We start from the raw sequence: 15,446 nt of genomic DNA on the forward strand, positions 1-15,446 counted from the left end.
CGTCACATCGTTAAGGTCACACCACTGATAGCCTCTGCTTGATAAGCGGGCTGGCATAAAAATAAGCGGCGGCTTTTAATCCCCTGTTCTGTCATCCGCCGCTTCACTTGCTTGCCGCGTATATCGGCCAGGGCGATTAAAGCAGATTCAGGGATCGTACTCTCTTCGCCACCACGGGTTTGCAAAGCCTCTCTGTCACTATCCCCGGCGGTACCGCAAATGGTGAGTTTTAATTTCGGGCGCTCCAACATCAAGTTGCCGATCTTATCGACATAGGCCTGCTGCTCCTGCGTCATTTCCCCTGCGCCATCGGCATAGTCAATAGGGTCTAATTTGATGGTAGATAATTGCCCGCCTACATAATCGGCGGCCATCAGCACCGCACCATAGGGCTGCAGGGCCAGGGTCAGATAGCTGGTCGCACCGGTCCTGAGCGCTTTGGCCAGAGCATCGTTGACCACATCATCAATATTGATATCCGGCTGGTCCATACGGCCCTTGATCGGCACATCAAGCTCTATATTGTCATTGCTATCGCGCAGCATATTCAAGGCAAAACCCAGCGGTACATCTAACTGTTTATCCATCGGCTGGGCTTTATCGGGGTCAACCGGTTTTAATTTCAGCTGCCGTAAAAATAATTGGTTATCCAGCAGGATGTCCTTATGGTCAATGGTTAGCTCAAAGGTATGGTCGTACTGGCCACGGGTCAGGTGGTAGCCCAGATAGGCTTCGGTATAGGGTGACACCACCGGCAGCGGTATCGCATCAAATTCACCCTTAAAATCCAGCGCTATTTCTTCAGAGTAAATAGTGGCTTCGCCAGTTAATAGCAGTGTTGAAAACTCACCCAGGCTGCCCTCAAAATCCAGCTTAAACGGCACCTCTGGGTTGGCGCTATCATGATCAAGCACGCTGAATTTTTTGATATTAATCACTTCTCTTACCGGCACAGCAAAGCGATGATCCGTAAAGACGATTTTACCGCCATCCACTATTTCAGATTTTTTAATGGTAAAGACAAAGGGCTCGGCGCTGGAATTATCATCAGGCATCTGAGCGGCGTCCTGGGTATCTTCCAGACCTTCCTCCAAGGTGCTTACCAGAGTTTGTATTCTCAATTCACCGGATGGCGTTACTACCACCTGGTATTGAATATCAGAAATTTGTAATAGGCTAACCATTAAATGGTTGCCCTGCTTTAAGCTGATCTCCTTGAGACCCACTTGGCCGATATAAAATTTGCCCTCATCACTCTCATCATCATTAATCGCAGTGACGTTTTCAAGCTGTAGTTCTTCCACGCTGGTATTGAGTAATTCATCCACGGAGAATTGTTTTATGGCAAAACGCTCCCAGGAGATTAGGGCTATTTTTTCTTTGTCATCCCGAATGGATAAGCCACTGGATTCGGCATCCCCTTGTACGGTGTATTCAATGCCATCATCCACCATCGCCAAGTCGACAGACCCCTGCCAGGCCAATTTTTGGCTGGCCACCCCCAGCTGTTTATAGGCGGTATTCATTTGCTCCAGAGATAAGTCTGCGCTGATCTCGGCAACGATATCGCCGGCTTTATTTTTATAAGCGTTAAAATCACTGCTAAGGCTGATATTACCTAACACGGCCTGCCCGGCTAATGGCGCCAGTTGCTGCAAGCCTACTTTATCCAGCTTAATGCTGCCTTTTAGTGTGGGCTGGGGATCAATGGGAGTGGCGCTAATATCAATCCGTATTGGAGCATCGTTCCAGGCTGCATCCAGTACCAGGGTGGACTTAAGATTTTGCCAGGTACTGAGGTTCTCGAGCGCTAACTGTTTGATCTCCAATAGGCCGTTGGCCTCTTTACTAACCAACTTGACCGTAACATTGTTTAGCTTTGCCTGATCAAGACCTAACAGCGGTAAAGTAACCGGCTCTTCCGGCTCTGCTTCTGGCTGATCGTTAGCCGCCAGAGGCAGTACGACTTCCCACTCTCCCTGCTCCGTTTTAATCACCGACAGCGCTAATCCGTCAAGCTCCAGTTGTTGTAGATGTATTTCTGAAAACAGTAACCGCAACAGGGCAATATTCAGGGAGACTCGTGCGACGTTGACTTTTTCCTGCTGTTCCCGCGCCAGACTAAAGCCATCCACGGCGACAGTACCGGTAAATAGATTCAGGTCTACATTTTCAATAGTGGCCTCGCCCAAACCCTCAGCAGCAATTATTTTCACCACAGCAAAACGCAGTGCTTCCGGCAACAGCAGTAACAACATAGTGATAACGACAATGACTTTCCCCAGCCGTCCTTTGATCAGTCTTACAATCATGGTTTGCTAACTCTTTTATGGATTCTATAAAGCGGCAACTTTGCGTTTACCACAGCGTCTGCACTCTGAAACAGTGACCAGACGGCCCTGTTTGACATCAAATTTTTGGCTGGTGACGATCACCCATTTATGGTGCCCCTGACGGCATAGCGTGCTGGCTTTTTTAGCGCTGTTGTTGTTTGGCGCTTTAAACGGAAGAATATCAGCCACAATGGCTCCACCCAGTCGGAATTAATGCTGCATATTAGGGCATGAGCTAAAAGGCCCGTCAAGTTGTTCAATGCCGCCAAAGGCAGTAACATCAGCGGCCCATTAACCTTTAGCCATTCGAGTCCCACATGCAAATCAGCAACAATACCGTCGTCAGCTTCCACTACACTGTGCTTAATGAAGCAGGAGAGGAGGTTGAAACCAGCCGCGGAGAAGACCCCAGCCTGTGTTTAATCGGCGCCAATAATACCCTGGCCGGCGTTGAGCAGGCGATGATAGGCAAGCAAGCGGGTGACAGTTTTAAAGTAAGCCTTGAGCCCCATCTGGCGTATGGCCTGTATTCAGAAAAGAATAAAGACCGCATTTCAGCCAAGTACCTCAAACATGAAGGCAAGCTAAAGGTGGGCAAGGTGGTAAGGCTTAATACCAATCAGGGTTATAAAACCGGCACCATCCTGAAAGTGGGCAAATTTAATGTGGATATAGACCTCAATCACCCACTGGCAGGGCAAGCCGTCAGTTTTGATATCGAGATTATGGCTGTTCGTGACGGTACGGCGGAGGAGATCGCCCATGGCCACGCCCACGGTATTGGTGGGCATAACCACTAAGGCCAAAATGCTATTTCTATGACATAATGCGGGCATCATTCACTTAATCGACTGCACATGCTCGCTATTCGTCGTCATATAACAGTACTGTTAGCCACTCTGGTAACCGCCCTATTAGCCAGCAGCGGCGTGTTGGCCGACCCAGTATCTGATACCCGCAAGCAGTTATTTGAAAACCAGCGTAATCTGATTACGCTGCGCAAGGAAAAAGAAGCCTACGCTAAAGAGCTGCAGGCGGCGCAAGCGAAACGCAATAACAGCTCGGCTAACGAAACCGCCAATACTGAAGCGCTGGATATCGACGCACTGGATGCAGAAATTCTCGACCTTGAAGACTCTATTGATATTGCCAAAACCATGATCAGAAATGTTTCTGAACTGGTCGCCCGGCAACGTCTGCTGCTGGCAACACTGGAAAGTGGCACACCCCCTACAGCTTTGGATATTGCACTGAATAAAGCACTGAATAGCAACTTACCTGAACTGCTCAAAAACCTGTCTAATGATAAAGCGGCCCGCAAAGATATAGCCCGACTTAAAATTCTGCTAAAAAAACAGGCCAGACTGGATGCTAAGCCCTCTACGAATAGCAATGCGGTGTCTGTGGCTCAGGAGCAACAGGTTGCAGAGGATGAATTTTTACGGCTGTTGGCACTGTTTAGTGGCGGCAACGCCGACGAAGCAGAAGATAAAACTATTACGATTGCCGGCACCGATGGTGATACTGCTTATAGTGAAGATGATATTCTCAGCTATCTGGGGCATGAGCAGTACCATATGGAAACCATGGTACACAGTGGCAAGATGACGTTTACAGTAGATGGCCGCCCCTGGGAACTCGACGTGCCGAAAGAAGAAGATAAAGCGACCTATGTGCTTATTTACGATACCGGCAAGGAAGCACCCCGCCTGGTGATGTTTAATAAGTCACTGTTGCTCGAATAAAGCCTAACGCCACTGGCATTTTTATAGCTCCAATAAAAAAGTAACCGGCCCATCATTGACCAAACTCACTTGCATATCCGCCGCAAATTGCCCCGTGGCCACCGTCATGGATTTTTGGCGAATTTTTTCTACCAACTGTTGATACAGTTTTTCTGCGATAGCGGGTTTGGCCGCTGAAGAAAAGCCAGGCCGTAAACCTTTTTTGGTATCCGCCGCCAGGGTAAATTGGGAGACCACCAATAAAGCCCCATTAATATCCGTGACACTTAAATTCATCTTGCCGTCAGGGTCGGAAAACACACGATAGGCCAGCAACCGCTCAACCATTTTATCGACGGTGGTTTCATCATCGTGTTTTTCTACACCTAATAAAACCAATAAACCCTGATTGATTTCGCCAATCATTGTATTATCTACGGTAACACTGGCTTCGGTAACTCGCTGTATTAATGCTCTCAATCTAACTCTCTTTGTAGGGTGGATTATAATCCACCAAAACCGTTGGGTGAAAAACCGGTGGATTATAATCCACCCTACTTTTAGTCGGAGGCGTCAACAATACTAGGGGTGATTGATTTCGCCAATCATTTTTTATCTACGGTAACACTGCTTCAGGAACTCGCCGCATCAATGCCTTCAATCTAACTCTCTTTGTAGGGTGGATTATAATCCACCAAAACCGTTGGGTGAAAAACTGGTGGATTATAATCCACCCTATTTTTAGTCGGAGGCGTCAACAATACTGGGGGTGATTGATTTCGCCAATCATTTTTTATCTACGGCAACACTGCTTCAGGAACTCGCCGCATCAATGCCTTCAATCTAACTCTCTTTGTAGGGTGGATTATAATCCACCAAAACCGTTGGGTGAAAAACCGGTGGATTATAATCCACCCTACTTTTAGTCGGAGGCGTCAACAATACTGGGGGCGATTGATTTCGCCAATCATTTTTTATCTACGGTAACACTGGCTTCGGTAACTCGCTGTATTAATGCTCTCAATCTAACTCTCTTTGTAGGGTGGATTATAATCCACCAAAACCGTTGGGTGAAAAACCGGTGGATTATAATCCACCCTACTTTTAGTCGGAGGCGTCATCGCCTTCATCATCTGGCCTAAAACGTTTCGCCATATCTTTAGTCGCTCTGACCAAGGCGTCAACAATACTGGGCTCGGAAGAAGCATGACCGGCATCGCGAATAATATTTAATTGGCTTTCGGGCCAGCGGTCATGTAGAGCAACAGCATTATCCAGAGTGCAAATCATATCGTAGCGGCCATGCACAATAGTCCCGGGAATGCCCCCCAGTATATCCGCATTATTTAAAATCTGGTTGGCCTCAATAAACCCTTTATGCGCAAAATAGTGCGCTTCAATTCTGGCCAATGCCAAGGCCACATGGGGTTCGCCAAAATGTTCAACCACTTCATGGTTAGGGCGCAAAGTGGCGCAGCGTCCCTCCCATAATGACCAGGCTTTAGCGGCACCCATACGGGCCAATTCATTATCACCGGTCAGCAAATCGTAATAGGCTTCGATTAGATGATCACGACGGTCTTTGGCAATAGGGTGAAGATAGTCCTGCCAGTAATCCGGAAAGATTAAACTGGCACCACGCTGGTAAAACCATTCCAGATCTTGATCACGGCAAAGAAAGATGCCGCGTAAAATCAAACCCATCACTCGGTCAGGATAACTCTGGGCATATAATAAACTCAGTGTTGAACCCCATGAACCACCAAATAACATCCACTGCTCTATACCCAGATGCTTTCTAATCACCTCGATATCTTCAATTAATGCCTGGGTATTATTGTGTTTTAACTCAGCATGGGGAGTGGATTGCCCCGCCCCGCGCTGGTCAAACAAAATAATGCGATAGCGTTCTGGGTCAAAGAAGCAGCGGTTTTTGGCACTGCAACCACCACCGGGGCCGCCATGAACAAACAACACCGGGATGCCATCCGGGTCGCCACTTTCTTCGACATAGATTTCGTGGGGTTCTTCCACCGCCAGGCGGAAAGTCTGGTAGGGCTTTATTTCAGGGTATAAGGTCATCATAGCGTAGACCCTTCTATGGATGATTAGATAACACTTTGTATAAAGGCCGTTAAAATTAACACCGGGCAGAAAAATTTAACGTAGGCCGGCCATATTTTCCAAAATAAGGTTTTCTCAATATCGGCATGGCCCTTTTGAATTTCTTGCAACAGATTGTTGCGGTGCCAAATCCAGCCAACAAACAGGCACATTACTACACCTAATAAGGGCTGGCTATAGACCGTTGTCAGGTCAATCACAAAACCAAACAAGCTATCAAAATTCATTAATATAACAGTAGAAAATATAAAAATAACCGAACCGATTAGCAGGGTAGCCTGAAACCTGGAGGCACTGGTTTCTTCCGCCGCCAACGACACGGGTACTTCAAGCATAGAAATCGAGGAGGTTAATGACGCTATCGACATTAACAGAAAAAATGCAAAAGCCACCCAAAGACCAACGCCGCCCATGGAATCAAATAACACCGGCAATACCTGAAAGATTAAATCCGGGCCGGCAATTAAATCACCGCTATCGGTAAAAATATCGGCACCATACTGCTTGGCGACATAGATAGCGGGAATAATTAATAGGCCGGCAATAAAGGCAATACCCGCATCCACTAAGGTTACTGCCGCACCGAGCTTGGGCAAACTTTCTTTTTCACCCAGGTAGGAGCCATAAATCAACATGGTGCCCACGCCTAGTGATAGAGAGAAAAAGGCCTGGCCCATGGCACTAACAATTAAGCCTGGACTGATCTGGGAAATATCCGGCAACAGGTAAACCCGTAAACCTTCAGCGGCGCCCTCTTGCATTAAAACATAGACAATCAATACCAGCAGCAGCACCAGTAACATGGGCATTAAACGCGTCGACCATTTTTCAATGCCCCCGGCTACCCCTTTGGCGATAATGGCCATGGTCAGTAGCATAAACACTGCCATAGAAATCAGGTTACGTTCAAAACCAAACTCCGTTAGCCATAGGCCCGCCTCTACCCAACCCAACATGGTAGTGACCGACTCTAATAAATAGGTCAACATCCAACCGGCGATAATGGCGTAGAAACTTAAAATCAGACTGGCGACAATCACGCCGTAATAACCCACAAAAGAACCCAACTTATAGGTGGCGGGGCCGGTGGAAATACCTCTCAAAGCGGTTACCACATTGGCGCGGGCATGGCGGCCAATAATCAGCTCGGCCATTAAGGCGGGATAGGCCAAACAGAAGGCCAATACAAAATAAGCCAGCACAAAAGCTGCACCACCATTGCTGGCGGTTTGGGTTGGGAAGCCCCAGATATTACCCAGGCCAATTGCAGAGCCCGCTGCCGCCATAACAAAGCCGGTATTGGAGGAAAATTGTTCTCTGGATGCCATAGCTTAAGGTTCTTTATCAGGGGTTGATGTTATATCTGAATACTGACGGTTATTAAGCCAGCAGGCAAATAAAAAAGGCGCTCTTTGCAGAGCGCCTTTTTTCTAAACTTACGTCATTCCGTCATGTTTAGAAGCTCTTGCGAATGGTAACACCCATAGTGCGAGGCTGATTGGTTCTATAACCCAATCTGGCACGACCACCACGCTCACGGTCAAAGGATAAATCAACATTCTCATCAGTGATGTTATTGATGTATAACACAGTCTCCCAAGTACCTGAGCGAATACCAGTGCTGACGTTAATCAGGTGGTAAGACTCAAGCTCAAGATCAAGGCTAGTCACTTCATCACCAGTAGCGCCACCAAACGGCAGGCCGTGGGCAAAGTCACCGGCACCTTGTACCTGATCACCAGGCTGTGTAATACGCTCATCAATATACTGGAAGGTTGTAGAAATATAACCTTCTGCCCCAGGCGCAATCGCCGACGCATCGAAGTTATAAGTCGCTGTAGTAGCAAACTGCATCTCAGGTACAGAGGCCAGCTTATTACCATCTTCCAGACCGCCCAGCGCACCACCTGTGGCGCTTGGAATGGTTGAATCAAACTCAGACTCAATCACAGATAAAGCAGCTGAGATATCCAAACCGTCTAATGGCTGGGCGTTTAACTCAACTTCAATACCCTGAGTATGGGCATCGGGCACATTAAATACTACTCGAGAAGAACAAGAACCCGCATCCAGAGTCGCCTGCAAATCTTCGATATCAGCATAAAATACCGCTGCATTAAATGAGAAGGTATCACTGATCTGAGACTTAATACCTACCTCATAGTTGGTCAGCGTTTCTTCATCATAATCCGGGTTACCACCAAAGTTGATCACGTCATCAGCACTACATAAGCCAACGTTTAGTGGATCATTGGCACCACCCATTCTAAAGCCCTGAGAAATCTGGCCGTTGACGGTGGTCTGGTCTGTCATATCGTAGGCGAGTAACACGCGTGGATTTACACCATCAGCTGTCGTCTTATCATAGTCATTATCACCATTGGAGAAGAGACCACCGGAATTAAATTCACGCTCTTCTTCAAAATCATAGTAACGTAAACCAAAAGTACCGTGCAGTCTGTCGGAGAAATCGTAGGTGACCTCACCAAATACCGCAATCTGCTCATTGTCATAAGGCAGGTCAGCGTTATAAGGAGAGTCGGTACCAAAGCCATTGGCTACTGCATCAGAAGTGCCATCACCTAGCTCAGCATCAACCACCGCATCATAACCAGGTGTTGGCAGACGCTGCTCGTACTCTCGCTCAGAATCCGAGTAGAAGGCACCAACCAACCACTGCAAATCGCCATCGCCATTAGAACTCAAGCGAATTTCCTGAGTGACCTGTTCAAGCTCGGTGTTATCACGCAGATTAGACGGCAGTAGTACTGCAGAATCAGGAAAGGCCAAGTCAACCGATACACTACCGGTCAAAGCACTTGCATCACGGCTTACCAGAATATCCCGCTCGGTATAACTGGTAATCGAGGTCAAGTCGAAGCCATCGAAGTTAAGCTCTACAACCAGATCGGCCAATAGACTTTCATCAGAAAACTCTTCATCCAAAAGCAAATACTGTTCACGTTCCTGCAGCTGGATTGCAGGGCGCGTAGTCGTGTATTCGTTAGCATATAGGTTGTAGACTTCCTGGCGGTTAAAACCATCAGTCTCCAATTCCTGATAGACGATACGTGGAGTAATAGTCAGGCTATCAGAAGGCTGAAACTTGACCGCAATTCGACCACCAGTACGCGTTCCGCCATTCACATCAGTGTCTTTAGCGCCGTTCTCACCTAATGCATCGATATAACCGGCATACTCAGTGGTATAGGCAACAGCACGTACGGCAATGGTGTCACTGATTGGAATATTGATCATACCTTTAAAGTGGCCACCTTCCTCACCATCGGTCAGGGTATGCAGATCACCTTCAATCAAACCTTCTGTCTCATCGAAGGTTGGCTGGTTGGTAATATAACGAAGAGTACCCCCTACTGACCCCGAACCAAACAGCGTACCTTGTGGACCACGCAGTGTTTCCACACGGTTCAGGTCAAACAGGTCAAAATCTGGTGTAAACAATGATAAAGAAATCACTGACTCATCCAGATAGATACCGACCTGCTCTTTAACACCTGGCTGGTCTCGGATTATTTGCCCGGCCGATACACCACGAATGGCAACCTGGCTCTGGCCAGGACCGAGGTTCTGGATGGTCAGGCCGGCCACATTACGGGCGATATCCTCAATACTACTGGCACCCGCACGGCGGATATCATCTTGCGTCTGGGCATTGATAGAAAACGGTACATCCTTGATTGACGCATCGCGTTTGGTAGCGGTTACTATGACTTCTTCCAGTGTTCCTTGAGCCAAAAGGCCTCCGGAATATAAAGATGCCACAACCGCCGGTAAAATTGCTTTTACCAGATTGGTCTTTTTCATGATTGTCTCCCCATTTATATTATTAGTCGTTAACGCTGCTATAGAAGCTATAGCCCCATTTCGGGTGAGGCTTTAACAACTTAGTATTAGTTATAGCAGGTTTACGGCGAAGTGATCATAATATCTGCACTTTAACGGTGCAATAACCAAATAAACCATAAACCAGAGGCAAACAGCACCATGGAATTTACCGCTTGGCTATCATTGCTGGCGATTTGTACTTTAGGCGCCATGAGCCCCGGCCCCAGTATTGCCATTATCATCCAGATCACAGCGCAGCGAGGTCGCGGCCAGGGCATAACTGCCAGCATTGCTCATGGTATTGGGGTGGCCTGCTATGCCTTTCTGGCGGTGCTTGGCTTAGCGGTAGCTCTGGAGCAATATCCACTGCTGTTTCAAACCCTGCAATTGCTGGGGGCGGCCTTTCTGGCTTTTCTGGGTTTAAAGGCGCTTGGGGTGCAATGGCCTAAAGGGCACATCGACGACAACTCGCAACAGCCCGCACATTCACCCTCCAGCTCGAACAGTTTTATCGTGGGCTTTCTAACAGCGGCGCTTAACCCCAAAGTTGCCTTATTTTTTATTGCTCTATTTAGTCAGTTTGTTAGACCAGAAGCGGGGATATTAGAAAAAACGATGATGGCATCCACTGCGGCGATTGTTGATGCGCTTTGGTATAGCATTGTGGCGATGGTGGTATCGAAGGATCATGTGGCGAGTAAGTTTTCTCGATACAGCCCTGTGTTGGAAAAAATATTTGGCGTGTTATTAGTTGCCGTTGCCATCCGCGTAGCCTGGGGCATGTAGGGTGGATTATAATCCACCTTTTATACGTTACGGCCATGGTGGATTGTAATCCACCCTACAAAAAAGCCGCAACGATTGTTGCGGCTTTTCATTAAAACGATCAATGATTATTTCGCATTGCCCGCACGCTTACGCGCATTTTCAGTTAATAACTTTTTACGCAGACGAATACTTTCCGGCGTGACTTCTACCAGCTCATCATCTTCGATAAATTCCAACGCCTGCTCCAGTGTATGTTTTACCGGCGGCGTTAAGATCAACGCATCATCTGTACCGGATGCACGAACATTGGTTAACTGCTTACCTTTAGTGGGGTTTACCGCAAGGTCATTATTGCGAGAATGCAGACCAATAATTTGGCCTTCATAAATATCTACCGCATGACCGAGGAATAAACGGCCGCGCTCTTGCAGATTAAATAATGAATAACTTAGCGTTTTACCCGTCACCATTGACACTAATACACCGTTTTGACGGCTAATGACTTCACCCACTTTAACCGGGCCATAGTGATCAAAAATACTGGTCATAATACCTGAGCCAGAGGTCATGGTTAAAAACTGCGAACGGAAACCAATCAAACCGCGCGAGGGCATAATAAATTCCAGTTTTACACGGCCTTTACCATCGGGCTCCATATTAGTCAGTTCGGCTTTACGCAAACCCAACTCTTCCATAATGGAACCTTGATGATGATCTTCAACATCAATCACCACCTGCTCGTAGGGCTCTTGAATTTCGCCGTCGACTTCGCGCTGAATAACTTCAGGGCGGGACACACCCAACTCAAAACCTTCACGACGCATGGTTTCAATTAATACTGACAAATGTAATTCACCGCGACCGGAGACAATAAATTTATCCGGGCTGTCACCTGGCTCAACACGCAGCGCAACATTGTGAATTAACTCCTGCTCCAAACGCTCCATAATATTACGGGAGGTAACGAACTTACCTTCCTTACCAGCAAAGGGAGAATCGTTAACCTGGAAAGTCATACTAACCGTTGGCTCATCCACAGTAAGGGCCGGTAACGACTCAACAGCCGCCGGGTCACATAAGGTATCGGAAATACTTAAACCGTCAATACCAGTAATACAAACAATATCACCCGCGCGCGCTTCTTCAACTTCAACACGCTCAAGACCTAAATGCCCCATCACTTTCAACACTTTGCCTTTTTTCTCTTTGCCATCAGCACTGGCCACAATGACTGGCTGGTTTGGCTTGAGTGAACCGCGAGTAATACGGCCCACACCAATAACACCCACATAACTGGAGTAATCCAATGCCGAAACCTGCATCTGGAAAGGGCCATCCACATCAACCGCAGGCGGGTTAACTTTGTCGACAATCATTTCAAACAGCGGCGACATATCTTCAGCCAACTCATCGGCTTCAGGGCCAGCAATTCCGTTTAAGGCAGAGGCATAGATAATGGGGAAATCCAACTGCTCATCAGTCGCACCCAAACGATCAAATAGATCAAATACTTGATCCATTACCCAATCAGGACGAGCACCGGGGCGGTCAACTTTATTGACCACGACGATAGGGTTCAAACCCTGCTCAAAAGCCTTGGAGGTAACAAAGCGTGTTTGCGGCATGGGGCCATCAACGGCATCAACCAATAGCAGCACACAATCAACCATCGATAAGACCCGCTCTACTTCACCACCGAAGTCGGCGTGTCCCGGGGTATCTACGATATTAATATGGTAGCCATTCCACTCAATGGCGGTGTTTTTCGCCAGAATGGTAATGCCCCGCTCTTTTTCCTGGTCATTGGAGTCCATAACCCGCTCAGCGCCCTGATCCTTGCGTTCAAGGGTGCCTGACTGTTCGAGGAGTTTGTCTACCAGGGTCGTTTTACCGTGGTCAACGTGGGCAATTATGGCGATATTACGAAGTTTTTCGATCACTGCTGGGCACCTGAAAATAGATAAATTTTAGCTGGGGCAAAAAAGGTGCGGGATTATACCCTAATCATGCGGGGTTTGGCGTAATTAATGGGGGTTTGTGGAGGAATTACAGAGAATATCTAGGAAAATGATGTTCTTAACCAGCTAGCCAGCTCTTTTTCATCAACAACGCTTTGTGCAGCCTGAATCATAAGGTCACCCGCTTCCCTGGTATCATAGGTCAACGTAATACCATTGACTGCCAGACAGATATCCATCGTGGCAAACGCGGTGCGCTTATTGGCGTCATTAAAGGCATGACCGAAAGCAATATAGCAGGCATAACAGGCGGCCAACTCAAAGACATCCTCTATCATCCCGAAGTCTATACGGTTATCAATGCGAGTAATAATGGCATCAATAGATCTTTGGGAAGCCATACCTTGAAGCTCATGCTTGCCAATAACCGTTATGTCAATTTAAGCACCTACCGCTTAGGAAGATAAACTACTCATAATGCAATGCCTCAGCCGGCTCCAATTTAACAATCTTCCTGGCCGGCAGATAACAGGCCACCAAAACCAGCAAAGCCATCAACAGGGTAATCCCAACCGTTATACCTGCAATACCATTTAACAAATTGGGAAATTCCGTAGTCAGCAAATTACTCGCAATTTCTAATTGGGTACGACGATAGTCAATATCGGCAATAATGGTGGATTTTTCTCGCAACTGTGTTTCGGCATCCAGCTTTAGTCTGGCACTTTCATAATCAAACTTGGCTTGCAAGCTGGCAGCCTTTTGGTTGAGCAACTGATTTTGCAAATCAACCGCATAGGATAGTTTTTCGGCCTTGGCGCCATCAAGAGCGGAAAGCGCCTCTTCGGCGACTGCCACCAGCCCTGGATTATTAAGTTCTACCAACAAGTCACCGGCCTCGACTTTATCACCAGCCCGCTTATGAATGATCGCCACGCGCCCTTCTACCCGGGAGGCAATCCACTCGATATCTTTGGGAAGTAGCACCCCGTTGTCACTAACCTGAATAGTTAGATCACCCTGCTGTACGGTATCAATCTGCACACTATCGCGATCAATACGCTGACTGCCAAAGTCCAAAACAAACAGACTGATAAGAATAGCCGCTACCACAAGGCCTGCGGTAGCTATAAGCGCAGGTGAAAGGGCTCCTTTACTGGGCTGCTGCCGGACACGGTCCATATCATATCCATTGATTATTATTAGGTAGAGCTTGAATTATGGCATAGACCAACCCTACAACACAGTGTTAGCCAATAAAACTCACACCGAAGTATTTTAACGCCACGGTATTAGCAAACACTAAAAACAGAATCACCGGAATAAAGGTACTTAAGGAGAAGTCGACATAACGCTCCAGTTTAGAGCAGCTATAATCGGGATCGGAACAGGCCAGTTCCTTATGAAAGTTAAGTTTTTTCCAACGATAGATAACAAATAAGCAAACCAGCAAACCGTTTAATGGCAAGATGGTGTCGTAGAAAACATCAATCACCACATCAAACAGGGACTTGCTTTGATCAGCATAGGTAACAAAACCGGTCAGCCACTCCACTCTGCCAAACGATAAAATGCAGGCCGCTGATAGCAAGCCCATAGAAACGGTTAGCACCAATAAGGCCTTGGGGCGTGAGTAGCCTTTTTCCCCTACCAGACTGGAAACTGGCACTTCAGTGATTGATACCAGCGAGGTAATAGCCGCAAAGAAAACCAACAGGAAGAATATTGAAGCTACGGCGCTGGCACCGAAGTAGCCAATGGTCGTTTGCAAGGCTAAGAAAATTTTGGGCAAGAAGGTAAAAATCAAACCTACCGATGACTCACTCAGCTCTGCGGTATTAATATCGGGATTAAAGGAAAAGATAGCTGGCATAATCAGAAGGCCAGCGGAAAACGCTACGGCGGTATCTGTCAGTGCAACAAACTTGGCGGAACTGGCAATTTTTTCACTGCGGCTCATATAAGAGCCATAGGTAATCATAATCCCCATACCCAACGACAGCGAGAAAAACGCCTGGGACAGGGCGCTATTAATAACCCGCGCATCAATTTTGCTAAAGTCCGGCACCAGATAATATTGCACACCGGCAAAGGCGTTATCCAGAGTCAATACAAAAATTACCAGGCCGATTAACATTAAAAACAGTATTGGCATCATAATTTTTGCGCCGCGTTCTATGCCATCTTTTACACCCCCTACCAAAATCAAATTAACAATGGCTGCAACGGCAATAAAGTAAACAAAGACTTTATTGCTATTGATAAAAGCACCGAAGTAATCAGGATTGGCAAGCTGGTCAAGGTTGCCGGTTACCGCCTCAAATAAATAGCCAAAAAGCCAAATGGTAATAACGGTATAAAATACCGCAATCATATAGGGGGTAATTAACACCAACCAACCTGCAATTGGCCAAAGCGGCGAACCATCAGAGAGCTTGCGATAGGCTCCCAAAGGGTCTTTTTGTGAGGCTCGGCCTACGGAGAGCTCTGCCATCATTACTGGCAGGCAGACTAGCAGCACAAACAGGGCATAGATAAATAGAAAAGCACCACCACCATTTTTGGCCGCAGCCACAGGGAAGCCCACCAGATTGCCAATACCAACCGCTGAACCGGCTGCCGCCAGAATAAATCCTAAGCGTGAACCAAACTGTTCTCTTGTGGCGGACATAGATAGCACTCTCTTTAATATT

General features: G+C 47.2%; 13 protein-coding genes. 3 read left to right on the forward strand and 10 right to left on the reverse strand.

Annotation, left to right across the window (positions count from 1 at the left end):
* Window positions 1-2: 2 nt before the first annotated feature.
* Together BST96_RS05165 and BST96_RS05170 are read right to left on the reverse strand one after the other, a co-directional pair.
* A complete protein-coding gene (locus BST96_RS05165; RefSeq protein ID WP_085757675.1) occupies window positions 3-2,312 on the reverse strand; it encodes a DUF748 domain-containing protein in 2,310 nt (769 codons plus the stop codon).
* Window positions 2,313-2,336: 24 nt separating this feature from the next.
* Entirely contained in the window at window positions 2,337-2,522 is a 186-nt protein-coding gene (locus tag BST96_RS05170) for a hypothetical protein (protein ID WP_085757676.1), read from the reverse strand.
* A 128-nt stretch (window positions 2,523-2,650) separates the two neighbouring features.
* Between BST96_RS05170 and BST96_RS05175 the strand changes: the two genes are divergently transcribed.
* Window positions 2,651-3,133, forward strand: a complete 483-nt coding sequence (locus BST96_RS05175) for an FKBP-type peptidyl-prolyl cis-trans isomerase (protein ID WP_085757677.1) — start codon at window positions 2,651-2,653, stop codon at window positions 3,131-3,133.
* A gap of 57 nt (window positions 3,134-3,190) precedes the next feature.
* Window positions 3,191-4,078, forward strand: coding sequence for a coiled-coil domain-containing protein (locus BST96_RS05180; protein ID WP_085757678.1), 888 nt, complete (start codon window positions 3,191-3,193; stop codon window positions 4,076-4,078).
* A gap of 21 nt (window positions 4,079-4,099) precedes the next feature.
* On the opposite strand, the gene dtd is transcribed toward BST96_RS05180, so the two are convergent.
* From dtd to BST96_RS05200, 4 genes are all read right to left on the reverse strand, one after another.
* Entirely contained in the window at window positions 4,100-4,537 is a 438-nt protein-coding gene (gene dtd, locus BST96_RS05185; RefSeq protein ID WP_085757679.1) for a D-aminoacyl-tRNA deacylase, read from the reverse strand.
* Between the two features lie 624 nt (window positions 4,538-5,161).
* The gene (gene pip / locus BST96_RS05190; RefSeq protein WP_085757680.1) at window positions 5,162-6,142 is read right to left on the reverse strand and encodes a prolyl aminopeptidase; all 981 of its coding nucleotides are present in this window, start codon (window positions 6,140-6,142) and stop codon (window positions 5,162-5,164) included.
* Window positions 6,143-6,165: 23 nt separating this feature from the next.
* The gene (locus tag BST96_RS05195) at window positions 6,166-7,509 is read right to left on the reverse strand and encodes a sodium-dependent transporter (RefSeq protein WP_085757681.1); all 1,344 of its coding nucleotides are present in this window, start codon (window positions 7,507-7,509) and stop codon (window positions 6,166-6,168) included.
* Window positions 7,510-7,636: 127 nt separating this feature from the next.
* A complete protein-coding gene (locus tag BST96_RS05200) occupies window positions 7,637-10,006 on the reverse strand; it encodes a TonB-dependent receptor (RefSeq protein WP_085757682.1) in 2,370 nt (789 codons plus the stop codon).
* Window positions 10,007-10,186: 180 nt separating this feature from the next.
* Between BST96_RS05200 and BST96_RS05205 the strand changes: the two genes are divergently transcribed.
* Complete coding sequence (locus BST96_RS05205; RefSeq protein WP_085757683.1) at window positions 10,187-10,813, forward strand: LysE family translocator; 627 nt, start codon at window positions 10,187-10,189, stop codon at window positions 10,811-10,813.
* A gap of 107 nt (window positions 10,814-10,920) precedes the next feature.
* Here BST96_RS05205 and typA read toward each other — a convergent pair whose 3' ends face one another.
* The 4 genes from typA to BST96_RS05225 all read right to left on the reverse strand — a co-directional run bounded on the left by typA (window position 10,921) and on the right by BST96_RS05225 (window position 15,424).
* Complete coding sequence (typA, locus tag BST96_RS05210; RefSeq protein WP_085757684.1) at window positions 10,921-12,735, reverse strand: translational GTPase TypA; 1,815 nt, start codon at window positions 12,733-12,735, stop codon at window positions 10,921-10,923.
* Window positions 12,736-12,854: 119 nt separating this feature from the next.
* Complete coding sequence (locus BST96_RS05215; protein WP_085757685.1) at window positions 12,855-13,154, reverse strand: type II toxin-antitoxin system death-on-curing family toxin; 300 nt, start codon at window positions 13,152-13,154, stop codon at window positions 12,855-12,857.
* A gap of 67 nt (window positions 13,155-13,221) precedes the next feature.
* Complete coding sequence (locus tag BST96_RS05220; RefSeq protein ID WP_085757686.1) at window positions 13,222-13,935, reverse strand: efflux RND transporter periplasmic adaptor subunit; 714 nt, start codon at window positions 13,933-13,935, stop codon at window positions 13,222-13,224.
* Between the two features lie 67 nt (window positions 13,936-14,002).
* Entirely contained in the window at window positions 14,003-15,424 is a 1,422-nt protein-coding gene (locus tag BST96_RS05225; RefSeq protein ID WP_085757687.1) for a sodium-dependent transporter, read from the reverse strand.
* Window positions 15,425-15,446: the final 22 nt, after the last annotated feature.

Origin of the sequence: Oceanicoccus sagamiensis, assembly GCF_002117105.1 — a bacterium.
In the GTDB taxonomy this organism is placed as follows: Bacteria; Pseudomonadota; Gammaproteobacteria; order Pseudomonadales; family Dasaniaceae; genus Oceanicoccus; species Oceanicoccus sagamiensis.